Source organism: Kribbella sp. VKM Ac-2569, from assembly GCF_004216905.1.
Classification (GTDB): domain Bacteria; phylum Actinomycetota; class Actinomycetes; order Propionibacteriales; family Kribbellaceae; genus Kribbella.
In genome coordinates, this window is the sequence record NZ_SGXJ01000003.1 from 360,559 (window position 1) to 385,772 (window position 25,214).

Consider the following 25,214-nt stretch of genomic DNA (forward strand, 5'->3'; position numbering starts at 1 on the left):
CGCGGTCAACGGCGATGACCACTACCGGTCAGATCGTCCTGCGTAGTGGTGACGCCCGAGGTCAGCAGGTACTGGCCGACGGCGTACGTCGACATGGTGAGCGCTCCCCGGCCGGGGAAGTCGCGGCCGGCGAGGCGGAGGGCGATGAGCGCGTCGGAAACGAGAAAGAGCGCTCCACCGAGGCCGCTGCGCGAGTTGTGCCAGCGGGACGCGACCGCGGTTGCTGTGAGCAACAGTGCGTAGGCGGCGACGGGGACGCGTTGGCTGCCTAGTCCGGGTGACAGGATCGCGACGAGGGCGGCCCACAAGGCTGCGTACGCCGCGAGCACCCGCCAGGAACGCTGCGCTGGTTCGCTGAGGAACACGGCGAGGTAGCAGGCTTGTGCCGCCGCGAACGCTGCGATGCCGGCGAGTTGGAGATCGGTCTCCAGAAGGAGATCGCCGGCGGCCGAGGCGAGCAGTGCGGCCTGGAGGAGCGGCGGGGCGTCCTGCGTGCGCGACCATTGCCAGAGCAACGGCATCAAGGTGATCTTACTGGTCTGCTTGAGGATCTTGGCGTCGATGACGATCGCCGCGACCTGCACGACGGTCGCGCCCCAGAACCCCGCCAGTACCCGGCGCCCAAGCGCCAACCGTCCCAGCCTCATGCGCCCGAGTCTGCAAGATCCGACGCCGCGACTCACCGCTGTTCACGACAAGTTCAACCAAGGGATTACGAGAGGTTGAGGGTGGCGCGGAGTTGGGGCAGGTAGGTGATCAGGGGCTTGGGTGGGGTGGGGGTGGTGACTACGGAGAGGGTGAGGCGGTAGTGGAAGGGAGCGGGGGTGAGGTGTTCGCCGGGGCGGAGTTCGGTGGCCAGGGCGCTGCGGGGGACGAGGGCCAGATGGGAGCTGCGGCGGGCCATCGCGACGGTGGTGCTGAGGGTGACGCCGCGTCGGGGGACGGCGCCCTGGTCGGCCAGGCGGGAGTGGATGTCTTCGGCGCCGCGGTCGTACGTGGAGAACGCGATCTGGCGATCTTTCAGCGGTCGGCGGCCGCGGCCGGGTGGGCGGGCGCCGGGCGGTACGAACAGGACGAGTTCGTCGCGGCCGACGCGGCGCGCGGCGGTGCCGCGGGGGAGCGTCATCTGGTCGGCGATGGCGATGAACGCGGCGTCCATGGTGCCCTCGGCGACGCGCTCGACCAGGAAATGGCCGTGGTCGACCTGCTGCTGGACCTCCAGGTCGGGAAGGTCGGCGTCGAGGACCGGGAACAGGATCGGTGCGAGGCTGGCGAACGTACCGATCACGAGGCGCTGCGTGACGGCAGCCGCGCGGGTTGCGTCGTACACCTCCTCGAGGTGGCCGAGGATGTGGTCGGCGCGGCGGCTGAGTTCGGCGCCGGCCGCGGTGGGGCGGGCGCCGCGGGTGTCGCGCTCGAAGAGTTTGGTGCCGCAGAGGCGTTCGAGCCGGGCGAGTCGCTGGGAGGCCGAGGGCTGCGAGATGCGGAGTTCGCGGGCTGCGGTGCCGACGGCGCCGGTCCGGGCGACGGCTTGGACCAGCTGCAAGTCCTCGACCGAGGGTAATGAGGCCATAGGCTGAGCCTATGGCATGCGCGCAAGCCGTGCTGGCTACCTGCGGCTGCGGAAAACGCCAAGAATTCAAGGCGTGAAAGCAAGATCCGAAGCGTTGGCGTTGCTGGCGGGAAGCGGTACGGCGGACTTCGCGTTCCGGATTTCTCAGGTAGCGATGCCGCTGGTGATCCTCCGGGAAACGGGATCGGTGGCAGCCACTGGCCTCGTTGCCGGTGCTGCTGGGGTGCCCGTGCTGCTGTCGCCGTGGTGGGCTCGAAAGGCGCGGCAATGGGTGGACTCGGGGCCGCGGCTCGCGGTCGTCGCGCTGATCTCTGCGATCGCGTTGGCCTCAGTGCCGGCGGCGGCCGGATTGGGGATCTTGTCTCCGGAGTTGCTGATCATGAGCGGGTTGCTGCTCGGCTGCGGCGACGCGCTGGCGAACCCAGGACGGTCGGCATTGCTCGCCGACACGGGCGACCGATGGGGTGACGGTCGGGCAGTGCAGTTGCTGACCTGGCAGGACGGACTGCGACGAATGGGGATGCTGATCGGCCCCACAATCGGTGCGTTGGCGGTGTCGACCGGGTTGACGAACGGTTTGCTGTGGGTCGAGGCCGCAACTGTTGCCGGCGCCGGGTTGCTGGCGTGCTCTGTGCGGGCCGAGCGCGCCCCTGAAGGAGTAGTGACGCCGTCGATCCGCGGGAGTCTGCGCGGACGTCCTGAGGTCGCGTACGGCTGGGTGGTCCGCGGAACGGGATGCGTTACCTGGTTCGCGTTCACGTTGGGTCTGTCGGTGCTGGGGGAGGAGCGCGGGCAGCCCGGGATCTATCTGGCGGCAGGAATGACCGGGTACGGCGTCGGGTCGCTGGTCGGCACGGCGGTGTCGTTGGCAGTGGTACGGCGTACCCGACCGGTGATGACCGCGTCGATGGCGTGGGCCTGGAGCGGGTTGTGCTGGGTCGGAATGGGGGTCTGGACGACACCGCCCGTGGTCGCCGTGATGGGCGCGTTGTCGGGAGTGACCGTGGTGATCGGGATCGCGGCGATCTCCGTTCTCATCACCCGGTCGTCGGCCGGAGCCGAGCGACGCGCGTTGCTCTCCGGGCAGAGCGTCGTCGTGAACGCCGGGAGCGCGGCCGGGATGCTCGCCGGCGGACCGATCATCGGGGCGGTCGGAGCCGAGCTCGCGTTGATCGGGGCGGGACTCGTCACCGCGGCTGTCGCCATGCTGGTCCTGGTCCGGTGTCAGACTGCGACTCATGCCAGAGATCACGACCTTGGCCGAGCGACCTGAGTACCGCTGAACGTGCTTACCGCGCCAGGCGCCCCATCAGAGCGGCTGCCGCGCAGATGCCGGCGATGGCGGCGACGATCAGGACGGTGAAGTCGAGGAGGTAGTTGGTGGGCGTGCCGATCAGGAGACCTCGGAGAGCGCTCACTTCGTAGGTCAGGGGGTTCGCGTGGGAGAGGGCTCGTAGCCAGCCGGGCATGATGTCGACGGGGTAGAGGGCGTTGGAGGCGAAGAACAGCGGCATCGTGATTGCCTGGCCGATGCCCATCAGGCGGTCGCGGCGCAGGACCAGGCCGGCGATCGTCATCGAGAGGCAGGAGAAGAACGCGGCGCCGAGGACCACGACTGCGAGAACAGCGAGCAACTTGAGCGGATTCCACGTGAGACTGACGCCGAGCAGTGCCGCGACGATGAGAACGACGATCGCCTGGGAGATCGTCCGGACGCCGGCGGCGAACGCCTTCCCGGCGACCAGTGCGGAACGCGGGGACGGCGTGACCAGCAACTTCGTGAGAATCCCGGCGTCACGTTCCCAGATGATCTGGATCCCGTAGAAGATGGCCACGAACAGCGCCGACTGCGCGATGATCCCGGGCGCGAGATAGTCCAGGTACGGCACGTCGCCGGTCGGGATCGCCCGGATCCGGCTGAACGTCTGGCCGAAGATCACCAGCCACAGCACCGGCTGGATTGCTCGCGTGATCAGCTCGGTCCGGTCGTGCCGGAGCTTCTGTAACTCGATGAGGCAGAACGTTCCGATCCTGGAGAAGAGCCGGAGCACGGCGCGCGGCCGCGAATCAACCCATGCGCTGGGCGGTGCGGCGGGTGCCACGGACATCGCGCAGTCCTCCCTTCGCCTGACCTTCGAGGCTCTCGCCGGTGTGGCGCCGGAACACGTCCTCGAGGCTCGCGCGCGGGCCGAGCTCGGCCTTCAACTCGTTCGGCGTACCGGCGGCGCGCAGCCGGCCCAGGTGCATCAACGCAACCCGGTCGCAGAGGATGTCGGCCTCCTCCATGTAGTGCGTGGTCAGCAGCACGGTCATCCCGTACCGCTCTTGCATCTCCTGCACCCGCGCCCACACCGAGTCCCGCGCCACCGGATCGAGCCCGACCGTCGGCTCGTCCAGAACGAGCAGCGCGGGCCGGTTGACCAGCGCCTGCGCGAGTTCGAGCCGGCGCACCATGCCGCCGGAGTACGTCGACGCGAGCCGGTCGGCCGCGTCGGTGAGGTCGACGATCTCCAGGACCTCGGCCACCCGCGCGGCCCGTTCGCGCCGCGGTACGTCGTACAGCCGCGCGAACCAGGAAACGTTCTCTCGTCCGGAGAGCGCTCCCTCGATGGACAGCTGTTGCGGGACGTACCCGAGCAGACGCCGTACGGACATCGCGGCAGTGCGGACGTCGAGGCCGAAGACGCGGACCGTGCCGGACTGGGGTGGGTAGAGCGTGTTCAGCACGCGCAGCGTTGTGGTCTTGCCGGCGCCGTTGGGACCGAGCAGGCCGAAGCATTCGCCGGGGGAGACGGTCAGGTCGAAGTCGTCGACCGCGACATGGTCGCCGAACCGGTGGCTCAACCCGGTGACCTCCACCGCCGGCGCGGGTTCCGCACTCATACGCGCACCTTCCGTTGCTGGTCTTCCGAGGGGTGCAGCCGTTCGGCCAGTACGGCGAGAACGGGTAACGCCGATCTCAACGCCTCACGGTCGTCCGCCGTCAGATCGTCGAGCGTCCGGGTGACCAGCGCCGTACGGCGATCGCGCCAGGCCTCGACCTGTTCGCGGGCCGGCTCCGTGAGGGTCAACCGCGCGACCCGGCGATCGGACTCGTCGGGAGTGCGCTGCAGCAGACCGCGCTCGGTGAGCTGGCCGACGAGGGTCGACACGGTGTTCGCGACCAGGCCGAGCTCCGCCGCGGCCTCGGCGACGGAGATGCCGGGATTGCGGCGGACAGTCCGGACCAGCTCCGCCTGGGAGTCGGTGAGCGCGGACAGCGGGAACGGCCTCCCGACGGATCGGCGCAGGTGCCGCCGCACCAGCCCGACGGCCGCCAGCAGCTCCTCAGCGAGAACCTCGGTCACACCATCAAGAATACCTCTGTTGCAGAGATAATTCACCCGGGAGAACCCCAACTAATCGGGGTACCGGTCGGCCGGGGTCGCGCCCACGATCGATGCCATGAGCACAGCAGAGAGCAACAAGACCGTCGTCAAGGACTTCATCGACGGACTGTTCACCAAAGGGGACCTCGGGACCGTGGACACCTACCTGGCCGAGGACTTCATCAATCACGACCCGCCGTTCGGCGTCACGCCGGACCGCGAGGGCATGCGGACGGCCGGCGGCATGATGCGCGCCGCGTTCCCGGACTGGCACAGCGAACTGCACGCGCTGATCGCGGAGGACGACATCGTCGTCGAGCGGTTCACAGCCAGCGGGACACACCGCGGCGAGGTGATGGGGGTGCCGCCGACCGGCAGGACGATCAGCCTGCCCGGGATCAACATCTTCCGGTTGCGCGACGGCCTGATCGTCGAGCGCTGGGGTTTGCTCGACGACCTGGGCTTTCTCAAGCAGCTGGGCGCCGTACCGGCGTAGCATCACGAGCATGGGGGCGGGGGATCGCCTGGAGGTGCTGATCCAGCGCTGTTACGCGGGGCTGGACGCCGATCAGTTGCGGTCCGAGGCGCTCGCCCGGCTGCGTGACGTACTGACGGTCGATGCGGCGTTCTTCGCGACAGTGGATCCGGCGACGGTGCTGTTCACGTCGGCGGTGGCCGATGAACCGCTCGGTGCGGTGACCGACCAGTTCATGGCGAATGAGTTCGGGCAGGACGACGTGAACAAGTTCGCCGTGCTCGCCGGTGGGCCGGAGGCGGTGGGGTCGCTCGGTCAGGCGACGCGCGGCGATTGGGGGAGCAGCCCGCGGTACGTCGAGGTGATGCGCCCGCTCGGACTCGGGGACGAGTTGCGCGCCGCACTGATGTCGAACGGCCGGTGCTGGGGCGTGCTGTGCCTGCACCGGGAGGACGCCGAGGCAGGGTTCGGCGAGCAGGAGGTTCAGCTGGTACGCCGCCTGGCACCGCATCTCGGCGAGGGCCTACGCCGAGGACTCCGGGGCGGCCTGTACCAGGCTACGGGGACCGGGCCGGGGGTCGTGGTGCTCGATGCGGGATTGCGCGTGGAGTCGGTGAGCCCGGAGGCGGAGTACTGGCTCGACGAGCTCGGTGCGCCTCAGGAGTTGCCGGTCGCGGTGCGTTCGGTGGTCGCGCGGATGCGGGCCGACCGGACGACCGCGCGGCTGAAGGTCAGGACGCGCCGGGGTGAGTGGCTCGGGCTGCAGGCGTCCAAGCTCGGTGAGAACGGGCAGACGGCAATCGTGATCGAGCCGGTAACACCGGCCCAGCTGGGGTCCCTGCTTCTCGATCTGCACGGGCTCACCCCTGCTCAGCAGCGGGTGACCGAGTTGCTGCTTCGCGGATACTCGACACGGCAGATCGTCGAGCGGTTGTGCCTGTCGCCGCACACCGTGCAGGAGCATGTACGGGCGTCGTTCGACAAGGTCGGCGTCGGCAGCCGACGGGAACTGGTGTCCGTCCTGCTCAGAGGGTCCGCATCACGCGGATGATGCGGCGACGCAGCCACACGCGTCGTGAACCGTCGGGATAGCGACGCAGACGGGCCAGCTCCCACCCGCCGTACTCCGCGTGCTCGGTGAGCAGTTTGCGCACCGCACCGCGGGACTCCGTCCTGGACACCTCGAACTGCTGCAGCTCGTACTCGGCCATCCACACCTCCAACTACCGACCTCAGGAAACATCCTCCAGTGCCGCGGCGATGGCGGGCGGCAATGTGAGCTCCTCCACACCCAGCACAGACTTCAGTTGCAGTGCCGTCCGGGCCCCGACGATGGCCGCCGACACTCCCGGCCGGTCCCGCACCCAGGTCAGTGCGACCTCGAGCGGGGTCCAGCCGAGCCCGTCGGCGGCTCGTGCGACCGCTTCCACGATGCCTGAAGCCCGCGCGTCGAGGTAGGGGTCGACGAATCTCGACAGATGCTGAGACGCCGCCCGGGAGTCCGCGGGGATGCCTGTGCGGTACTTCCCGGTCAGCACGCCGCGGCCGAGCGGTGACCACGCGAGGACCCCGATCCCGAGGCCGGCGGCCGCCCGGATCGCGTCCATTTCGGCGTCCCGGGCGAGCAGCGAGTACTCGACCTGGTTGGCGACGGGGACCGCGCGGCCCGGCCAGGCCTGCTGCCAGGTGACGGCGCGGGCCGCCTTCCAGCCGGCGTAGTTCGAGATGCCGACATACCGCACCTTGCCGGAGCTGACGGCGTGGTCGAGCGCCGAGAGCGTCTCCTCCAGCGGTACGTCGTCGGACCAGGTGTGCAGCTGCCAGAGGTCGATGTGTTCGACGTTCATCCGGCGCAGTGAGCCCTCGAGATCGCGCAGCAGCGCGCCGCGGGAGGTGTCGGTGATCCGCTCGCCCCGGCGGACGCTGAACCCGGCCTTGGTCGCGATCACCAGGTCGTCGCGGTCCACCACGTCGCCGATCAGCGACCCGATCAGCTGCTCGCTGTCGCCGTCGCCGTACGCCGCGGCGGTGTCGATGAGCGTGCCGCCGGCGGACACGAACGCGGCGAGCTGCTCGCGGGCCTCGTGCTCGTCGGTGTCCCGGCCCCACGACATGGTGCCCAGCCCGAGTCGGCTCACCGCCAGTCCACTGTGACCGAGATAGCGCTGCTGCATGTACCGAGCCTATTGCGGCCCACCGACAACGGCTCGCTAGGCTCGCCAGTCATGCGACTCGGACTCAACATCGGCTTCGTCTACGGCGGCGACGACCATCTGGACCACCTGAGGCTGGTGAAGGAGGCCGAGGCTCTCGGTTTCTCGGTCACCTGGGCCGCGGAGGCGTACGGCTCGGACGCGGCGACGCTGCTGAGCTGGATCGCCGCGCAGACCACCACGATCGACGTCGGTGCGGCGGTCTTCCAGATCCCGGCCCGGACGCCGGCGATGACCGCGATGACGGCGGCCACCCTGGACCGGCTGTCGAACGGCCGGTTCCGGCTCGGTCTCGGCGTGTCCGGGCCGCAGGTCTCGGAGGGCTGGCACGGCGTCCGGTTTTCTCAGCCTCTGCTCAGGACCCGTGAGTACGTTGACATCGTGAACGCGGCCATGCGGCGCGAGACGGTGGCGTACGAGGGCAAATACTTCACCCTGCCGCTGCCTGATGGACCGGGCAAGGCGCTGAAATTGACCGTGCGGCCGATCCGCGACCACGTGCCGGTGTACCTGGCCGCGGTCGGCCCGAAGAACCTCGAGCTGGCCGGTGAGATCGCCGACGGCTGGCTCGGGATCCTCAACGACCCAGGCTTCCTTGGAGAGCAGTTGAACCACATCAAGACGGGCCGTGCGGTTCGTCAGCAGGACCTCGACGGTTTCGACGTCGTCGTCACCACCCCGCTGATGACCGGTGACGACATCCAGGCGGCGGCCGACCCGGTCCGTGGGTACGCCGCCCTGTACATCGGCGGCATGGGCAGCCGGGAGAAGAACTTCTACAACGCGCTCGCGGTCCGGATGGGGTACGCGGAGGAGGCGAAGGAGATCCAGGACCTGTACCTGGACAAGAAGCACCGCGAGGCGATGGCCGCCGTACCGTTCGGGTTCCTGGACTCGATCTCGCTGCTCGGTGACAAGGCGCGGATGGCGGACAAGCTGACGGCGTACGCCGAGGCCGGGGCGACGACGGTCGCGCTGACGCCGTTCGCGTCGACGGTCGAGCAGCGGATCGCCGACCTGCGGACCGCCGCCGAGGCTCTGGAGCTGTCCGGAGTCGGCAACTGATGACGATCTGGGACTCCATCATCCTCGGCATCGTCGAGGGCCTGACCGAATTCCTGCCGGTCTCCAGCACCGGGCACCTGACGATCGTGTCGAAGATGCTCGGGCTGAAGATCGACGACCCGTCGATCACCGGGTTCACCGCGGTGATCCAGATCGGCGCGATCGCGGCCGTGGTGCTGTACTTCTGGAAGGACATCCGGAGGATCGCGATCGCCTGGGTCCGCGGGATCGCGAAGCCGGAGTACCGCGGCGAGTTCGACCACCGGATGGGCTGGTACGTGATCGTCGGCTCGATGCCGATCGTCATCGTCGGCTTCTTGGCACGTGACCTGATCTCGGGCCCGCTGCGCAGCCTGTGGTGGGTGGCCGGCGCCTTGATCGGGTGGTCGTTCTTCATGGTCGCCGCCGAGCGGCTGAGCACGAAGGCGCGCCCGCTCACCCGCATCACGCTCGTCGACGCGATCGTGATGGGCGTGGTGCAGTGCCTCGCGCTGATCCCTGGCGTGTCCCGCTCCGGTGCGACGATCTCGGCCGGTCTGTTCTGCGGCCTCGAACGGGTCGCCGCGACCCGGATCGCGTTCCTGCTGGGCATTCCCGCGCTGGTCGGGGCGGGGATCTACGAGTTGAAGGACGCGCTCAACGGCGACGTCGGCGTCGTACCGCTGCTCGTCGGCACGGTCGTCAGCTTCGTGGTCGCCTACGCGTCCGTCGCCTGGCTGCTGCGGTTCGTCGCCAAGCACTCGACCGAGATCTTCGCGTTCTACCGCGTGCTGCTCGGCATCGTGCTGATCATCTTGCTGGCCACGAGCACGATCACCGCGACCTAGAGCCAGCCGACCTTGCGGAAGAAGCGGTACATGGTGACGCAGACGACCGCCATCAGCAGCAGGATGGCGTAGTACCCGAAGTGCCAGCGGAGCTCCGGCATGTTGTCGAAGTTCATGCCGTAGATGCCGGCCAGCATGGTCGGTACGGCGGCGATCGCGACCCATGCGGAGATCTTGCGCATGTCGTCGTTCTGCTGGACCGAGACGCGCGCGAGGTGCGCGTTCAGGGCGGACGTCAGCAGGGTGTCGATCGCCTCGGCCTGGTCGGAGACCCGGCTGAGGTGGTCGGCCACGTCGCGGAAGAACGGGCTCGCCTTCGGCCCGAGCCCGGCCACGCCGTGCGCGAACTGCTCCATCGGCTCCCGCAACGGGTCGATCGCGCGGCGCATCTCGAGCACCTCGCGCTTCAGCCGGTAGATCCGCTCCGCGTCGCTGGTCCGCTCGGGGGAGAACACCGACGACTCGATCTCGTCGACGTCGATCTCGACCTGCTCCGCGACCCGCTCGTAGTCGTCCACGATCGCGTCCGAGATCGCCCAGAGAACGGCGGACGGGCCGTGCCCGAGCATGGAGGCGCGCTCCTCGAGTTCGTGCCGGGTGGTGGCGAGTCCGCCGCCTTCCCCGTGCCGCACGGTCACGACGTACCGCGGTCCGACGAAGGCGGTCACCTGCCCTGTCTCGACGGCGTCGCCTTCGTCGACGTACCAGAGCGTCCGCAGTACGACGAGCAACGTGTCACCGAACCGCTCCACCTTCGGCCGCTGGTGGAGCTGCAACGCGTCCTCGATGGCGAGATCGTGCAGACCGAACAGGCTCTGCACCCGCTCCATCTCGGCGTCCGACGGCTCGTGCAGCCCGATCCAGCCGAAGCTGTCGGCGCGCTCGTCGATGGCCTGGGCAACGGTCTCGGGATCCTTGGGCAGGTCCTGCCGCTCCCCGGCGGCGTACACCCCGCAGTCCACGATCACGACCCCATCATTGCAAGGGGTCGTGCCTGGCGGTCCAGCGCCTACTGCGCGGCACTCGGCACGGCACCTCGCCGCACTGGAGGAAAGGCCACGATGAAACCACATCGAGGCCTTCCCTCCAGCACGCCGATGCACCGCACCGAGCACCTGCTCGCTACGGCGCTGGACCGCCAGGCACGACCCGCGACTTGCGCGGAGGAGATAACGTGCTCTGCATGCCCACCGTGATTCTTGTTCGCCACGGTCGTAGTTCCGCGAACACGTCCGGCACGCTGGCAGGTCGTACGCCGGGCGTGAAGCTGGACGACGTCGGCGTACAGCAGGCCGCGGCGGTCGCGGAGCGGCTCGCCGAACTGCCGCTGGCCGCGATCGTCACCTCACCGCTCGAGCGCTGCAAGCAGACCGCCGCCGCAATCGCGAAGCAGCACGCCGGGTTGCGTCCGGCAACGGATCGCCGGCTGACCGAGTGCGGGTACGGCGACTGGACCGGGGAGAAGATCGCCACGCTGGCGAAGGACCCGTTGTGGGCCGTCGTGCAGCAGCATCCTTCCGCCGTCACGTTCCCGAACGGCGAGTCGATGCGAGGGATGCAGCAGCGCGCGGTCGACGCCGTCCGGGCGCACGACGCGGAGCTCGTGAAAAGCCACGGGCCCAACGCGATCTGGGTCGCGGTCTCGCACGGCGACGTGATCAAGGCGATCGTCGCGGACGCGCTCGGTCAGCACCTGGACACGTTCCAGCGAATCGTCGTGGACACCGCGTCGACGACAATCATCACCTACACCGCGACCCGCCCGTTCCTGGTCCGGCTGAACGACTCCGGCAGCGAACTGGCCTCGCTGATCCCTAAGCCGTCAGCGAAAGGCAAGCCCAAGAAGCAGTCGTCCGACGCTGTGGTCGGTGGACGGTAATAGGGTCTACGTATGGCGCGAGTTGTGCACTCCTTCGACGACCCCGAGCGGTTCGTCGCCGGCACCGTGGGGGAACCCGGTGCGAGGACGTTCTTCCTGCAGGCGCGGGCCGGGCAACGGCTGACGTCGGTGGCATGCGAGAAGGAACAGGTGATGGCGCTCGCGGAGCGGCTCGACGTGATGCTGGACGAGGTCGCCCGGCGCTTCGACCGCGACCCGGTCGCGCAGACCGCGGGTGACGACACCGCACCGCTCGAGCAGCCGATCGAGGAGGAGTTCCGGGCCGGCACCATGACGCTGGCGTGGGAGGCCGACGCCGAGCGCGTGGTGATCGAGGTGTTCGCGGTCGTCACCGGCGAGCAGGCCGAGCTGGAGGAGACCGACCCGGTCACCGCCGCGATGGAGTCCGACGACGCCGAGGTGTTCATCGTCCGGATCACCGAGGAGCAGGCCCGTGCGTTCGCCCGGCGGGCGGTCGCACTGGTCGCGTCCGGACGCCCGAGCTGCCCGTTCTGCGGCCGGCCGATCGACGCCGACGGCCACATCTGCCCGCGGGCCAACGGCTACCGCAGGCATCTGCCGGAATGACGATCGATCCGGAGCTCCTCGCCCTCGGGGAGCTGTCACTGCACGGGCGACTGGTCGCCGCCTCGAACGGCACCTACCAGGGGTCGGTCAGCCTGGAAGGCGAGACCGCCACCGTCGTCTACAAGCCGATCGAGGGCGAGCGGCCGCTGTGGGACTTCCCGGACGGCACACTCGCCCAGCGCGAGTTCGCGGCGTACGTCGTGTCCGAGGCGCTCGGCTGGTCGGTCGTGCCGCCGACGCTGCTGCGCGACGGGCCGCTCGGTGAAGGCATGGTCCAGTTGTGGATCGACGAGGCCGAGCTCGGACCGGGGGACACCGAACTGGTCGACATCGTGCCGCAGGGCCGCGTGCCTTCCGGATGGGTCGGTGTCCTGGACGCGCTCGACGGCCGCCACAACCCTGTCACGCTCGTGCACGCCGACAACGACGCGTTGCGGCGGATGGCCGTGTTCGATGCCGTGGTCAACAACGCCGACCGCAAGGGCGGTCACGTGCTGAACCCGGGCGACGGCCGGGTGTACGGCGTGGATCACGGCGTCACGTTCAACGCCGACGACAAGCTCCGTACGGTCCTGTGGGGCTGGGCCGGTGAACCGATCCCGGCCGGCCTGCTGGACGACGTACGGCGGCTTGCGGATCAACTGGCCGGTGGCCTCGGGCAACAACTGTGTGAGCTCGTCACCGCCGTCGAGCTGACCGCGACCCGCGAACGCTGCTCGACGCTGCTGAAGACCGGCACCTTCCCGTATCCGAGCGACGACTGGCCCGCGATCCCCTGGCCGGCGTTCTAAGGTCTGCCCTGCACGCTGATGTTGCCGACCCGACCCAGCTCGTCGAACTCGACGACCACCGGGCTGCCGTTCGGCGCCGTACCGCGGATCGCGTCCGGGCCCTCGTCGTACGGCAGGCCGAAGTGGTGGAAGTAGCCGCGGACGACCTGCCGGTGGTCGGCGGGGAAGACGCTGATCGCGGTCATCAGCAGCCGCGGCGTGGCGATCGCGTCGAAGCCGGCCTGCGGCAACTGCTCGTCGGCGACGTGCAGGTACACGGTCCCCTGGCCCTCGTTGATCGCGGTCGACCAGACACCGCGGCCGCCGAGGACGGAGCCGGCGGTGATCGCGAGTGTGATCGCCGCCTGGGCCGGCTGCTCGAACCCGCTCAGATCCGGGCTCTCGGTGGTGAACTCGCCGATCCGGTGCCGCTCACCGAACTCGCGGATCGCGAGTGTCGAGGCGACCGCGGGCGCGTCCGGCCCGAAGCCCGGGTTCGCCCAGCCCCACAGCCAGGTCCGGTCGAGTTCGGAGAAGCTGCCGAGCAGTGAGATCCCGTGCAGTACGCCGCGCTCACCGCCGAGCGTCCGCGCGTCGAGATCGGCCTGCAGCGAGTCCGGTCCGACCACGTCGTTGAACAGGTCCTGCTGCTGAATCGCGGCCGCGGCGATCCAGCCGCCGTACGACTGGAGCTCGGGGCTGAAGTCTGTACTCATCGCTCGCGAGGCTATCCGCAGGCGGGTGCACACCCCAGCTGTGGACCACGGAGTGGAACCGTGTCGCGTCATTGAAAATCGGACTGGCATAAGCTCCGACACATGCAGGCGTGGACGAAACCAGACATCCCGGCCGTACCCGGGCCCGCGCGGCGGCTACGCCTCTACGACACCGCCTCGCGCGGCCTGGTCGAGGTGCCGCCGACCGACGGCGGGACCGCCCGCATGTACGTCTGCGGCATCACGCCGTACGACGCCACCCACATGGGCCACGCCGCGACGTACGTCACGTTCGACCTGATCAACCGCCTCTGGCGGGACGCCGGGTACGACGTCTCGTACACCCAGAACATCACCGACGTCGACGATCCGCTGCTCGAGCGCGCGACCGCGACCGGCGTCGAGTGGACCGACCTCGCGGCGCGGGAGATCCAGCTGTTCCGCGACGACATGACCGCGCTCCGGGTGATCCCGCCGCAGCACTACATCGGCGTGGTCGAGTCGATCGACCTGGTCGCGAACGCGGTCGAGGACCTGCGCCGCGCGGGCGCGGTGTACCCGGTCGACGGCGACCTGTACTTCGCCGTGAAGGCGGACCCGGCGTTCGGCGGCGTGTCGAACTACGACCGCGACACGATGCGGGAGCTGTTCGCGGAGCGCGGCGGCGACCCGGACCGCGAGGGCAAACAGGACCCGCTGGACAGCCTGCTGTGGCGGCACGAGCGGCCGGGGGAGCCGGCCTGGGACTCGGCGCTCGGCCGCGGCCGGCCGGGCTGGCACGTCGAGTGCTCGGCGATCGCGCTGAAGTACCTCGGGATGTCGTTCGACGTCCAGGGCGGCGGCTCGGACCTGATCTTCCCGCACCACGAGATGTCCGCGAGCGGCGCGCAGGTCGCGACGGGTGAGCACCCGTTCGCGCGCGCCTACGTGCATCAGGCGATGGTCGGTCTCGACGGCGAGAAGATGTCGAAGTCCAAGGGCAACCTCGTGTTGGTCTCGAAGGAGCGCCTCGCGGGCGCGGACCCGATGGCGATCCGGCTGGCGCTGCTCACCCACCACTACCGGACCGACTGGTTCTGGGACGAGTCCGACCTGCCCGACGGACAGGCGCGGCTCGAGCGGTGGCGTGCCGCCGTGGCGCGGGACGCCGGGCCGGACGGTGCGGCCGTTGTGAACGCCGTACGGGCGGCGCTCACCAACGACCTGGACTCCGCCGGCGCCCTGGCGGCCCTCGACGAGTGGGCGGCAACCGACGGCACGGATTCGCAGGCGCCCGCACTCGTCGCCCAGGCCTGTGACGCGCTGCTGGGCGTGAAGCTCTAGTCCAGGTTCGATCGTCAGCCGGTGACCGGGTGGTGGGTCTTGACCGGGGTCGGGACCGGCGCGGCCGGCGGGGTGTTGACCTGGGCCGGGGCCTCGTGGGGGGCCTGCGGTTGCGGCTTGGGCTTCGGCTTCGCGGCCGGCTTGGCGCAGGTCGCCGACGCCAGGTTGATGACCTCGGTCCCGCCGCCCAGGTTGATGCTCAGGCCGGTGATGGTGAACGCGCCGTCCGAGTGCTTGCCCTGACTGTTGACCGTGATGCTCGCCAGCGGGTTGGACGGCAAGGAAGCGCCCTGTTTCGTGCTCGGCAGCTTGATGGTCTGGCCGAGCAGCGTCAGCGAGCCGATGTCGACGCCGCCGTCGTCGCCGGAGCACCAGACGTTCAGCGAGTCGATGCCGAGCAGCGACTTCGGCGGGTTGAGCAGCAGGTTGCACAGGTCCGGCAGGTTCTTGACCGGCAGGTCCTTGGTGCTCAGCTTCGGCAGCGGCAGGCCGAGGTCGGGCAGCGCGATGTCCGGGATCGGCAGGTTGTCCGCGCCGGTCTTCGGCAGCGCGGAGCACTGCTGCTTCAGCTCCGGCGGGATCGTCACCTGGCTCAGGATGTCGGGGCCGACCACGACGTCGAACAGCTCGACGGAGGCCGAGTCGTTGCCCGCGGTCGCCGTACCGGCCCGGACCGAGATCAGCGGGTTCTTCGGGAGCTCGAGCGCCGACGTCGTCTGCCGCTTGCCGTCCAGCGATTCGGCGTACGGCGTCTTCGGGATCGGCACCTGGCCTACGGCGCTCACGGCGTACGCCGAGGACGGGCGGGCCGCCGCGTTGCCGACGGGGGCGCTCGCGACCAGGCTGAACGTCACGACGCCCGCCACGGCCGCAGCCGTCAGCACGGTCGGAGTCAACTGTCGTCGCATCGGAATCTCCTTATTTGCTGTCGATCAGGACGAGCGTCCCGAGCGGAACCTTCTGCAGGTGGGCGAGGGCGGTCTTCGGCACCCGGACGCAGCCCGCGCTGATCGCGGCGCCGAAGACATGCGGATTCGGCCAGCCGTGGATCGCGACCGTACCAGGTCCGCCACCGAACGTGTCCAAGGTGGGACTGTGCGCACCCAACGGCAGCACGATCGGCGATGCCGAGCGCTTCCGGTCGATGATCGAGCCGAGCAGGAACGTCCGCCCGGGCGGCGTCGGCGTCTTCGTCGCGCCGACCCCGGCCTTCCAGGTGCCGAGGCTCCTGTTGTTCTCGAAGAGCTCGAGCGTCCGCGAGCTGGTGTGCACGCGGATCAGGTACGACGAGGTGGCCCGGTCGAGCCCTTCGTCCTGGAGCCAGCCGGTGGACCGGTTGGGCTTGGAGGGGAGCAGGACCCGGACCCAGCCGTCGGTCTGCTCCACCACCGGCAGCCAGGTCGGCCCGAACTGGGTCGGGCCGATCTTGCCGAACGCGTCCGCGTCCGGGGAGCTGTACAGCGCGGCCTCGGTGCGCGGATGCACGACGAGCCCGGTGGTCCCGGCGTACGGCTCAGCGTCGAGCGGTGCGGTGGTGATCGTCGTCGAGGTCGTCGAGGCGGTCAGCGTCGTGAGGTCGACAGTCTCGTGCTTCTTGTTGCCGAGGATCCCGACCGCGGCGACCACACCGAGCAGCACGAGCACGGCCAGCGCAGGCACCGAACTGCCGCCTCGCTCGTCGCGCATCCGATTGCTCCCCGTGGTCCCGGTGACGGCACGCCGTCACCCCCCAGTAGTCCGGACGAATATAAACCCACTGGTAACAACGGTCCACACCTTGCGGCGGTTACGGGGACAGGGGCTAGTCGCCGTGATTCTTGTTGCGGCGTTTGAGGTAGCGCTCGAACTCCGCGGCGATCGCCTCGCCGGTGGCTTCGGGGAGGTCGGCGGTGTCGCGCTGCTCCTCCAATGAGTGCACGTACTCCGCGACCTCGGGGTCTTCCTCGCTGAGCTCGTCCGCGCCGCGCTGCCAGGCCCGCGCGAGCTCCGGGAGGTCACCTTCGGGCATGGCCATGTCGAGGAGCGCCTCGATCTTGCCGAGCAACGCCAGCGACGCCTTCGGGCACGGCGTACCCGCGATGTAGTGCGGAATCGCGGACCAGATCGACACGGCCGGCACGCCGAGGGTGGTGCACAGGTCGGCGAAGACGCCGGTGATGCCGGTGGGGCCTTCGTACGTCGACGGCTCCAGGCTCCACGCGGCGGTGAGCTCGTCGTCGGACGATGTCGCGGAGACCGGGATCGGACGGGTGTGCGGGGAGTCCGCGAGCAGGGCGCCGAGGACGACGACGAGCTGCGCGTTCGACTCGTCGACGATCTCCAGCAGCTCCTTGGAGAACGCCCGCCAGCGCATGTTCGGCTCGACGCCGCGGATCAACAGCACGTCACGGCCGGTGTCGTCCGGGCGGGCCAGGTAGATCCGGGTGGTCGGCCAGGTCAGGTGCCGTCCGCCGTCCTCGTCGAGGCCGACCCGGGGACGGTTCACCTGGTAGTCGTAGTAGTCCTCGGGATCGATCGCCGAGACGAGCTCGGCTTCCCACTCGTCGATCAGGTGGTCGACCGCTCCGGTGGCCGCCTCGGCCGCGTCGTTCCAGCCCTCGAACGCGGCGATCACGACCGGGTCCCTCAGGTTCGCGAGGTCTACCACTCGCAGGCTCCCTGTCGTCTCTGTAGCCAATCCGGTGCGGTCACCGGAAACCGGACTGCCCAGCCTACGTGCTCCGCTGTTCGCGCGTGCCTGGTTTCACCCCAGGCGGAACGTGTCGCGCCGGACCAGGGAGAATAGGCACACCTTGAGCACCCACCAACCGTTCTGCCTGTCCGAAAACGGTTGGTGGGTGCTCAAAGAGACGACGTTGAGGAGTGTGGGTGGCGGGGTTGCGTGCGGTGCTGTGGGACATGGACGGGACGTTGGTCGACTCCGAGAAGGTCTGGGCGGAGGTGCAGCTGGAGCTGCTGGCCGAGCTGGGTGCGACCTGGACGATCGAGGACTGCATGACCTTGATCGGGAGCGACCTGCGCGACGCCGTACAGGTCTGGATGGCGCGGATCCCGGAAGGCGTGATCTCCGCCGAGGAGCTGGCCGACCGGATGTTCTCGGAGGTGGTGGAGGCGCTCCGCAAGGAGGTGACCTTCCAGCCGGGTGCGCTCGAGTTGCTGCAGGCGCTGCGCAAGGAAGAGATCCCGTGCGCGCTGGTGTCGGCGTCGTACCGGGTGATGATCGACGCGGTGCTCGGGCACCTGCCGCCGGATCCGTTCGCCGTGATCGTGGCCGGTGACGAGGTCACGCTGGGCAAGCCGCACCCGGAGCCGTACCTGACCGGTGCGGCCAGGCTCGGTGTGGACCCGGCGGACTGCGTCGTGATCGAGGACTCGATGACCGGCACGCAGGCGGGGACGGCGGCCGGCATTTACGTCGTCGCCGTGCCGCAGTGGGTGACGATCCCGGAGGCGCCGCGGCGGCTCGTGGTGAAGTCGCTGGAGCCGCTCACCCCGGAGTCCCTGCGCTCGCTGCTCCGTTGAGGAAGTACCGTCACTTGGTGCCCTCGGGGGCGTTGTCTGGTAGTGGGGTCGTGGGCTGGGGAAAGGTGAGACGGTGAGTGAGTGGGTGCGCCGGGTGTCGGCGGCCGTGGCGGTGGGTGCGCTGGGCGTGTCCTTGGCGGCCTGCGGTGAGCCGGACGACAACGCCCCGCACCCGGGGGACCCGACGCCGAAGCTGATGCTGCTGCGGCTCGCGACCACGGACGCGATCTCGTCGCTCGACCCGGCCGGGCCGTACGACGTCGGTTCGCGGACCGTCCAGGCGAACCTGTTCCAGACACTGCTGACGATCCTGCCGGACAAGCCGACCCCGGTGCCGGACGCCGCGGACTGCCAGTTCGACTCGCCGACGACGTACACGTGCAGCCTGAAGGAGCACCTGACCTTCCCGAACGGGCACGAACTGACCTCGTCGGACGTGAAGTTCAGCTTCGACCGGCTGGTCCGGCTGAAGACGCCCGGGGGAGCGGCCGCGCTGTTCTCCTCGGTGAAGTCGGTGAGTACGCCGGACGAGCTGACGGCGGTGTTCAACCTGACCAGCCCGGACGCGCGTCTGCCGTACCTGCTGACCACGACCGCGTCCTCGATCGTCGACGAGGAGGCGTACCCGGCGAACAAGCTGCTCGACACGAAGGCGATCGGCAGCGGGCCGTACCAGTTGGCGGCGTACAAGCCGGGCACCGAGGTCACGCTGACGAAGTTCCCCGGGTACCGCGGTCCGCGGGCGGCGCAGAACGACGGCGTCACAATCAGCCTGATGAAGGACTCGAACGCGCTCTACCAGGCGGTGACGACCGGCAAGGCGGACCTCGCGTTCCACGGCTTCGGACCGAGTCTCCTGGACAAGCTGCGCAAGTCCGACCGGGTCCAGGTCGTCGAGGCGGGCTCCGCGGAGATCCGGCTGTTCACCTTCCAGATGAAGTCGCTGCTGGCCCGCAAGCCGGCCGTACGGCAGGCCGTGGCGCAGCTGATCGACCGCCCGGCGATCGCGAAGAAGGCGTACGGCGACCACGTGTCGCCGCTGTACTCGGTCGTGCCGCCCGGCTACGGCGGACAGGCCGACGCGTTCAAGACGGAGTACAAGCAGCCGAGCAGGACGGCGGCCGCGGCGATCCTCAAGGAGGCGAACATCGCCGTACCCGTGCCGCTGACGGTCGGGTGGACGCCCTCGCAGTACGGCGTCGGCGCGAAGGCCGAGGTACTTGAGCTGAAGCGGCAACTGGAGGCGTCCGGGTTGTTCCGGGTGACGTTGCGGGGCGCGGAGTGGCCGCAGTACCAGGAGCTGACGAAGGCCGGGGCGTACGATCTGTACCAGGCCGGCTGGACTCCGTCGTACCCGGATGCGGACGACTACCTGACCCCGTTCGTGTACGGCTACCGATCGGCGGCAGCCAGCAAGTTGCTGCAGCAGGAACGGACCGAGCAGAACGGTCTGAAGCGCGACGACCTGATCGAGCAGTTACAGGGAGTGATCGCGCGGGAGGCGCCGGTGATCCCGACCTGGCAGGGACGCGTCGCGGTGGTTGCCGGGAAGGATCTGGAGAACCTCAAGACGGCTCTCGATCCGTTGTCGTTCCTTTATCTCTCCGGCCTTCGACGGTGACATTGCAGCGTTCGGCTGGGTGACACAAAAATGCCATGGCAGTAACGGTTCGCGAGGTCTCGGCGACCCTGGGTGCGACGCCGTGGTTTACTGCGGAAAGTCCACGATACGGGACGATTTCCTGACGATCACGATCGGGCAACGCAGCACTTTCCGCGTTTGACTCCGGGCTGTAATGGCGGCAGGTTAAGGCGGCAGCCATTCCGGATTTCGTTCCGGTTCATCCGAACCAGGCAGGGGAACTCATCGCGTGAGCACGCCACTCGAGGTCGAGCCGGGATCATCCTCAGCGCAGCCCGAGGCGATCCTCAAAGGCGTCGGCAAGATCGAGGGCCGGTCGCTGTGGCAGATCTCGTGGATGCGGCTGAAGCGCGACAAGGTCGCGCTCGCCGGCGGTGCCTTCGTGCTGCTGCTGATCCTGGTCGGCATCTTCGCGCCGGTGATCTGCAAACTGGTCGGTGTCACCCCGAACGATTTCCACCAGGACCTGGTGGACCCGTCGCTGCAGACCCCGATCGGCAAGCTCGGCGGCGTCAGCTGGGACCACCCGTTCGGCATCGAGCCGGTGAACGGCCGGGACATCTTCGCGCGGATCGTGTACGGCGCCCGCATCTCGCTGCTGATCGCCTTCCTGGCGACCCTGCTGTCGGTCGTGATCGGCGTCGTGATGGGTATCGTCGCCGGCTACTTCGGCGGCTGGGTCGACACCCTGATCAGCCGCTTGATGGACATCTTCCTGGCGTTCCCGCTGGTGCTGTTCGCGCTCGCGCTGGTCGGTGCGATCCCGGACAAGATGTTCGGGCTGCAGGGCGACGCGCTGCGGGTCGCGCTGATCGTTTTCATCATCGGCTTCTTCAGCTGGCCTTACATCGGCCGGATCATCCGCGGCCAGACGCTGTCGCTGCGGGAGCGGGAGTTCGTCGACGCGGCCCGGAGCCTCGGCGCGCGACGCCCGTACATCCTGTTCACGGAGCTGCTGCCGAACCTGATCGCGCCGATCCTGGTCTACGCGACGCTGCTGATTCCGACCAACGTCCTGTTCGAGGCCGGTCTTTCCTACCTGGGTGTCGGTGTCCGCCCGCCGACCGCGAGCTGGGGCGACATGCTCTCCGGCGCGGCGAACTGGTACCAGGTCGACCCGATGTACATGATTCCGCCCGGTTTGGCGATCTTCGTCACCGTGCTGGCGTTCAACCTGTTCGGTGACGGATTGCGCGACGCGCTCGACCCGCGATCCCGGTAGGCGTTTCGCATCAACCAGGGAGCCTGGCTCTCAACGATTAAAGGGGTGCAACAAGAGATGAGATGGAATCGCATCACGACGGTCACAGCCGTCAGTGCGGCCGTCGCCTTGAGCCTGGTGGCCTGCGGGGGACCGAAGGCTTCCTCCGGAGGGTCGGGTGGCGGCAGCAGCGCGGCGACGCCCGAGTTCGACGCGGCCAACAACAAGATCTTCAATCCGAGCGACAAAAAGGGCGGCACGCTCCGGATGGCGATCACGGAGAAGTGGGACTCCACCGACCCGGGTGACACCTACTACGGCCTGTCCTGGAACCTCGTGCGGAACTACGTCCGGCCGCTGATGACCTTCAAGTCGGCTCCGGGCAAGGAAGGCGCGAAGGTCGTCCCGGACCTCGCCGAGGCTCCGGGCGTGCCGAGCGACGACGCCAAGACCTGGACCTACAAGCTCCGCAAGGGCGTCAAGTACGAGGACGGCACCGAGGTCAAGGCCAAGGACGTCATGTACGGCGTCGCCCGATCCCTGGACAAGACCACGCTGCCGAACGGTCCGACGTACTTCAACGACTTCCTGCTGGACGTCCCGAAGGACTACAGCGTCGCCAAGGACCCGCAGATGAAGCTGCTGTCCAAGGCGATGACGACGCCGGACGACTACACCATCGTCTTCCACCTGAACAAGACGTTCGCCGGCTTCGACTACTTCGCGCAGCTGCCGTCGACCGCGGGGGTCCCGCAGGCGAAGGACACCGGCACGAAGTACCAGCTGCACCCGATCTCGAGCGGCCCGTACAAGTTCGAGAGCAACGACGCGAACAAGGGCTTCACCCTGGTCCGCAACGACCAGTACGACCCGGCGACCGACCCGGACACGGGCCGCAAGGCGCTGCCGGACAAGATCAACGTCGCCTACAACGTGAACGGCGCCGACATCGACAACCGGCTGCAGGCCGGTGACCTCGACGTCGACATCGCCGGGACCGGTGTGCAGGCCGAGACCCAGGCCAAGGTGCTCGCCGACCCGAAGCTGAAGGCGCACACCGACAGCGTGCTGTCGACCCGCCTGAACTTCACGGTGTTCAACAGCGAGGTCAAGCCGTTCGACAACGTCAACTGCCGCAAGGCGGTCCTGTACGCCGCCGACCACGAGGGCTACCAGCGCGCGTACGGCGGTCCGTTCGGTGGCGACATCGCGACGAACCTGATGCCGCCGTCGGTCGCGGGTGCGGAGAAGTTCGACGACTACGGCTTCGAGGCGGACAAGAACGGCAACCCGACGAAGGCGAAGGAAGCGCTGACGGCGTGCGGTATGCCGAGCGGCTTCAGCACCAACATCGCCTACCGTGCGGACCGGCCGAAGGAGAAGGCCGTCGCCGAGTCGCTGCAGCAGTCGCTGGCCAAGGTCGGCATCAAGCTGACGCCCAAGGGCTTCCCGACCGGTGACTACACCAAGCTGTACGCCGGCAAGCCGGACTACGCGAAGGCCAACGGCCTGGGCATGATCGTCTACAGCTGGGGTGCGGACTGGCCGGACGGCTTCGGCTTCCTCAGCCAGATCGTCGACAGCCGGGTGATCCGGGCCTCCGGTGGTAACACCAACCTGGGTATCCGGATCCCGGAGGTCGACCAGCTGATCGACAAGGCGCTGGCGACCACCGACGACGCCGCTCGCAACAAGATCTGGGTGGACGTCGACAAGAAGGTCATGGAGCAGGCCGGTGTGCTGCCGGGCGTCTGGGCCAAGGGTCTGCTGTACCGCCCGGACACGCTCGCGAACGTGTTCAGCAACGACGGTCAGAACATGTACGACTACGCGAGTATCGGTCTCGCGCAGAAGTAATCGGCAGTCAGTTGCCCTGAACAACAATCACCAGTAGAGGTAGGTGAAGGCTGAGGGTGGCCGGTGATCAGCGATGATCACCGGCCACCACGCCGAGCACGGTGTTCGCATATCTAGTTCGCCGGGTGATCGGAGCAGTACTCCTGCTCTTCATCGTCACGGCCGTCACGTTCGCGATCTTCTTCCTCGTCCCGAGACTCGGCGGCGCCACCGCCGACGACCTGGCCGGCCGCTACGTCGGTAAGAGCGCGGGGCAGGAGCAGATCCACAACACGGCGGTCCGGCTCGGCTTCACCGACCCTCTCTACGTGCAGTACGGCCGATTCGTGAAAGGCCTCGTGGTCGGCCAGGACTACAACTACGGCACCGGAACCGAGCGCTGCCCGGCGCCGTGCTTCGGCTACTCGTTCCTGACCCAGCAGCCGGTCTGGCCGGACCTGGTCGCGCGAATACCGGTGACAGCCTCACTCGCGGGCGGGGCGGCATTCATCTGGCTCCTGACCGGTGTCGGAACCGGTGTCATCTCGGCACTGAGACGTGGGTCGGTGCTGGACCGATCACTCATGTCGGTAGCGCTGGCAGGCGTGTCGCTGCCGATCTTCTTCACCGGCCTGCTGTCGCTGTCGATCTTCAGCTACGGCCTCGGCTGGACCCAGCAGGGCGGCATCAACCCACTCGACGAGACGAACCCGTTGTGGTGGGCGTACGACCTGATCCTCCCGTGGGTGACGCTGGCCTTCTTGTACGCGGCGGCGTACGCGCGACTCACCCGGGCCGGCATGCTCGAGACGATGAACGAGGACTACGTCCGGACTGCCCGCGCCAAGGGGCTCACCGAGCGGACCGTGGTGCTGCGGCACGGCCTGCGGTCGGCGCTGACGCCGATCCTGACGATCTTCGGTCTCGACCTCGGCCTCCTGATGGGCGGCGCGATCCTCACCGAGACCACGTTCTCGCTGCCCGGCATCGGTCAGTACGCCGTGATCGCGCTGCGGGCCAACGACCTGCCGAAGGTGCTCGGCGTGACTCTGGTTGCCGCGTTCTTCATCGTGCTGGCGAACCTGGTCGTTGACCTTCTGTACGCCGTCGTCGACCCGAGGGTGCGAATCTCGTGACCGAACCTATCGAAGAAGTCGTTCAGGACTCCCCGCAGCGGGTCGAGCGAGGCGAAGCCTTCCTCGACGTCCGCGACCTGAAGGTGCACTTCCCGACCGACGACGGCGTGGTGAAGTCCGTCGACGGCGTCTCGTTCCAGCTGGAGCGCGGCAAGACGCTCGGCATCGTCGGCGAGTCCGGGTCCGGCAAGAGCGTCACCAGCCTGTCGATCATGGGCCTGCACCCGCCTGGTATCGCGAACATCAGCGGGCAGATCTTCCTCGACGGCCAGGATCTGGTGACGGCGTCGCGGGAAGAGGTCCGGTTGCTGCGCGGCAAGCGGATGGCGATGATCTTCCAGGACCCGCTGTCCGCGATGCACCCGTTCTACACAGTCGGCACGCAGATCGTCGAGGCGTACCGGGTGCACAACCAGGTCAGCAAGGCGGTCGCGAAGAAGCACGCGATCGAGATGCTCGACCGGGTCGGCATCCCGCAGCCCGATCGCCGCGTGGACGCGTACCCGCACCAATTCTCCGGCGGCATGCGGCAGCGCGCGATGATCGCGATGGCGCTGTCCTGCGACCCCGACCTGCTGATCGCCGACGAGCCGACGACGGCCCTCGACGTCACCGTGCAAGCGCAGATCCTGGACCTGATCCGGGACCTGCAGCGCGAGTTCAACTCCGCCGTCATTATCATCACCCACGACCTCGGCGTGGTCGCCGAGCTGGCCGACGACATCCAGGTGATGTACGCCGGCCGCGCGGCCGAGTACAGCACCGCGGAGGACATCTTCGACCGGCCGCAGCACCCGTACACCTGGGGTCTGCTCGGGTCGATGCCGCGGATCGACCGGGAGCGCTCCGAGCGGCTGATCCCGATCAAGGGCACGCCGCCGAGCCTGATCAACGTCCCGGAGGGCTGCGCGTTCAACCCGCGCTGCAACTACGCGCACCTGAACGGCGGCGCCAGCGAGACCGAGCGGCCGGAGCTGCTCGACACCGGTAACGGCCACCTGGTCGCGTGCCATCTCTCCCCGCAGGAGCGCCAGAAGGCGTGGGAGACCGACATCAAGCCGAAGCTGTGAACGGGACGAC

At 68.5% G+C, this 25,214-nt stretch carries 27 protein-coding genes; 15 read left to right on the forward strand and 12 right to left on the reverse strand.

The window, feature by feature from the left end; translation table 11 throughout:
- Window positions 1–5: 5 nt before the first annotated feature.
- Together EV649_RS21995 and EV649_RS22000 are read right to left on the reverse strand one after the other, a co-directional pair.
- Window positions 6–647 carry a lysoplasmalogenase family protein gene (locus EV649_RS21995; RefSeq protein WP_130385436.1) on the reverse strand — a complete coding sequence of 214 codons (642 nt, stop codon included), beginning with the start codon at window positions 645–647 and terminating at the stop codon, window positions 6–8.
- A gap of 65 nt (window positions 648–712) precedes the next feature.
- The gene (locus EV649_RS22000) at window positions 713–1,573 is read right to left on the reverse strand and encodes a LysR family transcriptional regulator (protein ID WP_130385437.1); all 861 of its coding nucleotides are present in this window, start codon (window positions 1,571–1,573) and stop codon (window positions 713–715) included.
- A 73-nt stretch (window positions 1,574–1,646) separates the two neighbouring features.
- Here EV649_RS22000 and EV649_RS22005 point away from each other — a divergent pair, with 73 nt between their 5' ends.
- Window positions 1,647–2,846 carry an MFS transporter gene (locus tag EV649_RS22005; protein WP_198682628.1) on the forward strand — a complete coding sequence of 400 codons (1,200 nt, stop codon included), beginning with the start codon at window positions 1,647–1,649 and terminating at the stop codon, window positions 2,844–2,846.
- A gap of 16 nt (window positions 2,847–2,862) precedes the next feature.
- Here the strand turns inward: EV649_RS22005 and EV649_RS22010 are convergent, their stop codons facing one another.
- The 3 genes from EV649_RS22010 to EV649_RS22020 are packed head-to-tail and all read right to left on the reverse strand — an operon-like array spanning window position 2,863 to window position 4,920.
- A complete protein-coding gene (locus EV649_RS22010; protein ID WP_130385439.1) occupies window positions 2,863–3,681 on the reverse strand; it encodes an ABC transporter permease in 819 nt (272 codons plus the stop codon).
- On the reverse strand, window positions 3,641–4,456 hold the full coding sequence (locus tag EV649_RS22015) for an ATP-binding cassette domain-containing protein (protein WP_130385440.1): 816 nt from the start codon (window positions 4,454–4,456) through the stop codon (window positions 3,641–3,643). The genes EV649_RS22010 and EV649_RS22015 overlap by 41 nt, the downstream gene beginning before the upstream one ends.
- Entirely contained in the window at window positions 4,453–4,920 is a 468-nt protein-coding gene (locus EV649_RS22020; RefSeq protein WP_130385441.1) for a MarR family transcriptional regulator, read from the reverse strand. The genes EV649_RS22015 and EV649_RS22020 overlap by 4 nt, the downstream gene beginning before the upstream one ends.
- A gap of 97 nt (window positions 4,921–5,017) precedes the next feature.
- On the opposite strand from EV649_RS22020, the gene EV649_RS22025 reads away from it, so the two are divergent.
- Both EV649_RS22025 and EV649_RS22030 read left to right on the forward strand, forming a co-directional pair.
- Window positions 5,018–5,437 carry an ester cyclase gene (locus EV649_RS22025; protein WP_130385442.1) on the forward strand — a complete coding sequence of 140 codons (420 nt, stop codon included), beginning with the start codon at window positions 5,018–5,020 and terminating at the stop codon, window positions 5,435–5,437.
- A 10-nt stretch (window positions 5,438–5,447) separates the two neighbouring features.
- Window positions 5,448–6,467 carry a GAF domain-containing protein gene (locus tag EV649_RS22030; protein ID WP_130385443.1) on the forward strand — a complete coding sequence of 340 codons (1,020 nt, stop codon included), beginning with the start codon at window positions 5,448–5,450 and terminating at the stop codon, window positions 6,465–6,467.
- Here the strand turns inward: EV649_RS22030 and EV649_RS22035 are convergent.
- Both EV649_RS22035 and EV649_RS22040 read right to left on the reverse strand, forming a co-directional pair.
- On the reverse strand, window positions 6,442–6,627 hold the full coding sequence (locus EV649_RS22035; RefSeq protein ID WP_130385444.1) for a DUF5703 family protein: 186 nt from the start codon (window positions 6,625–6,627) through the stop codon (window positions 6,442–6,444). The genes EV649_RS22030 and EV649_RS22035 overlap by 26 nt on opposite strands.
- A 21-nt stretch (window positions 6,628–6,648) precedes the next feature.
- On the reverse strand, window positions 6,649–7,590 hold the full coding sequence (locus tag EV649_RS22040) for an aldo/keto reductase (RefSeq protein ID WP_130385445.1): 942 nt from the start codon (window positions 7,588–7,590) through the stop codon (window positions 6,649–6,651).
- 51 nt (window positions 7,591–7,641) lie between these two features.
- On the opposite strand from EV649_RS22040, the gene EV649_RS22045 reads away from it, so the two are divergent.
- Together EV649_RS22045 and EV649_RS22050 are read left to right on the forward strand one after the other, a co-directional pair.
- A complete protein-coding gene (locus EV649_RS22045) occupies window positions 7,642–8,694 on the forward strand; it encodes an LLM class F420-dependent oxidoreductase (RefSeq protein ID WP_130385446.1) in 1,053 nt (350 codons plus the stop codon).
- Window positions 8,694–9,521 carry an undecaprenyl-diphosphate phosphatase gene (locus EV649_RS22050; RefSeq protein WP_130385447.1) on the forward strand — a complete coding sequence of 276 codons (828 nt, stop codon included), beginning with the start codon at window positions 8,694–8,696 and terminating at the stop codon, window positions 9,519–9,521. The genes EV649_RS22045 and EV649_RS22050 overlap by 1 nt, the downstream gene beginning before the upstream one ends.
- Here the strand turns inward: EV649_RS22050 and corA are convergent.
- Complete coding sequence (gene corA, locus EV649_RS22055) at window positions 9,518–10,489, reverse strand: magnesium/cobalt transporter CorA (RefSeq protein WP_241998519.1); 972 nt, start codon at window positions 10,487–10,489, stop codon at window positions 9,518–9,520. The genes EV649_RS22050 and corA overlap by 4 nt on opposite strands.
- Before the next feature lie 215 nt (window positions 10,490–10,704).
- On the opposite strand from corA, the gene EV649_RS22060 reads away from it, so the two are divergent.
- From EV649_RS22060 to EV649_RS22070, 3 genes are read left to right on the forward strand one after another with little or no spacing between them, the layout of a single operon-like run.
- Complete coding sequence (locus EV649_RS22060) at window positions 10,705–11,400, forward strand: histidine phosphatase family protein (RefSeq protein ID WP_130385449.1); 696 nt, start codon at window positions 10,705–10,707, stop codon at window positions 11,398–11,400.
- Between the two features lie 12 nt (window positions 11,401–11,412).
- Window positions 11,413–11,988 (forward strand): DUF3090 family protein, encoded by a 576-nt coding sequence (locus tag EV649_RS22065; protein ID WP_130385450.1) that lies wholly within the window; start codon window positions 11,413–11,415, stop codon window positions 11,986–11,988.
- Window positions 11,985–12,779 (forward strand): SCO1664 family protein, encoded by a 795-nt coding sequence (locus EV649_RS22070; RefSeq protein ID WP_130385451.1) that lies wholly within the window; start codon window positions 11,985–11,987, stop codon window positions 12,777–12,779. The genes EV649_RS22065 and EV649_RS22070 overlap by 4 nt, the downstream gene beginning before the upstream one ends.
- Here the strand turns inward: EV649_RS22070 and EV649_RS22075 are convergent.
- Window positions 12,776–13,474, reverse strand: a complete 699-nt coding sequence (locus EV649_RS22075; protein WP_130385452.1) for a DUF6882 domain-containing protein — start codon at window positions 13,472–13,474, stop codon at window positions 12,776–12,778. The two genes, EV649_RS22070 and EV649_RS22075, sit on opposite strands and share 4 nt — an antisense overlap.
- Before the next feature lie 102 nt (window positions 13,475–13,576).
- Here EV649_RS22075 and mshC point away from each other — a divergent pair, with 102 nt between their 5' ends.
- Window positions 13,577–14,797, forward strand: coding sequence for a cysteine--1-D-myo-inosityl 2-amino-2-deoxy-alpha-D-glucopyranoside ligase (mshC, locus tag EV649_RS22080; RefSeq protein ID WP_130385453.1), 1,221 nt, complete (start codon window positions 13,577–13,579; stop codon window positions 14,795–14,797).
- A gap of 14 nt (window positions 14,798–14,811) precedes the next feature.
- On the opposite strand, the gene EV649_RS22085 is transcribed toward mshC, so the two are convergent.
- From EV649_RS22085 to EV649_RS22095, 3 genes are all read right to left on the reverse strand, one after another.
- Window positions 14,812–15,705 carry a hypothetical protein gene (locus tag EV649_RS22085; protein WP_130385454.1) on the reverse strand — a complete coding sequence of 298 codons (894 nt, stop codon included), beginning with the start codon at window positions 15,703–15,705 and terminating at the stop codon, window positions 14,812–14,814.
- A 10-nt stretch (window positions 15,706–15,715) separates the two neighbouring features.
- On the reverse strand, window positions 15,716–16,483 hold the full coding sequence (locus EV649_RS22090; RefSeq protein WP_130385455.1) for a L,D-transpeptidase: 768 nt from the start codon (window positions 16,481–16,483) through the stop codon (window positions 15,716–15,718).
- 115 nt (window positions 16,484–16,598) lie between these two features.
- The gene (locus EV649_RS22095; protein WP_130385456.1) at window positions 16,599–17,444 is read right to left on the reverse strand and encodes a PAC2 family protein; all 846 of its coding nucleotides are present in this window, start codon (window positions 17,442–17,444) and stop codon (window positions 16,599–16,601) included.
- 221 nt (window positions 17,445–17,665) lie between these two features.
- On the opposite strand from EV649_RS22095, the gene EV649_RS22100 reads away from it, so the two are divergent.
- The 6 genes from EV649_RS22100 to EV649_RS22125 all read left to right on the forward strand — a co-directional run bounded on the left by EV649_RS22100 (window position 17,666) and on the right by EV649_RS22125 (window position 25,204).
- On the forward strand, window positions 17,666–18,319 hold the full coding sequence (locus EV649_RS22100) for an HAD family phosphatase (protein ID WP_241998520.1): 654 nt from the start codon (window positions 17,666–17,668) through the stop codon (window positions 18,317–18,319).
- Between the two features lie 73 nt (window positions 18,320–18,392).
- A complete protein-coding gene (locus EV649_RS22105; RefSeq protein ID WP_130385457.1) occupies window positions 18,393–19,940 on the forward strand; it encodes an ABC transporter substrate-binding protein in 1,548 nt (515 codons plus the stop codon).
- A 250-nt stretch (window positions 19,941–20,190) separates the two neighbouring features.
- Entirely contained in the window at window positions 20,191–21,183 is a 993-nt protein-coding gene (locus tag EV649_RS22110) for an ABC transporter permease (RefSeq protein WP_130385458.1), read from the forward strand.
- A 57-nt stretch (window positions 21,184–21,240) separates the two neighbouring features.
- The gene (locus EV649_RS22115) at window positions 21,241–23,019 is read left to right on the forward strand and encodes an ABC transporter substrate-binding protein (RefSeq protein WP_130385459.1); all 1,779 of its coding nucleotides are present in this window, start codon (window positions 21,241–21,243) and stop codon (window positions 23,017–23,019) included.
- 101 nt (window positions 23,020–23,120) lie between these two features.
- Window positions 23,121–24,134 (forward strand): ABC transporter permease, encoded by a 1,014-nt coding sequence (locus tag EV649_RS22120; RefSeq protein ID WP_130385460.1) that lies wholly within the window; start codon window positions 23,121–23,123, stop codon window positions 24,132–24,134.
- A complete protein-coding gene (locus EV649_RS22125) occupies window positions 24,131–25,204 on the forward strand; it encodes an ABC transporter ATP-binding protein (protein WP_130385461.1) in 1,074 nt (357 codons plus the stop codon). The genes EV649_RS22120 and EV649_RS22125 overlap by 4 nt, the downstream gene beginning before the upstream one ends.
- Window positions 25,205–25,214: the final 10 nt, after the last annotated feature.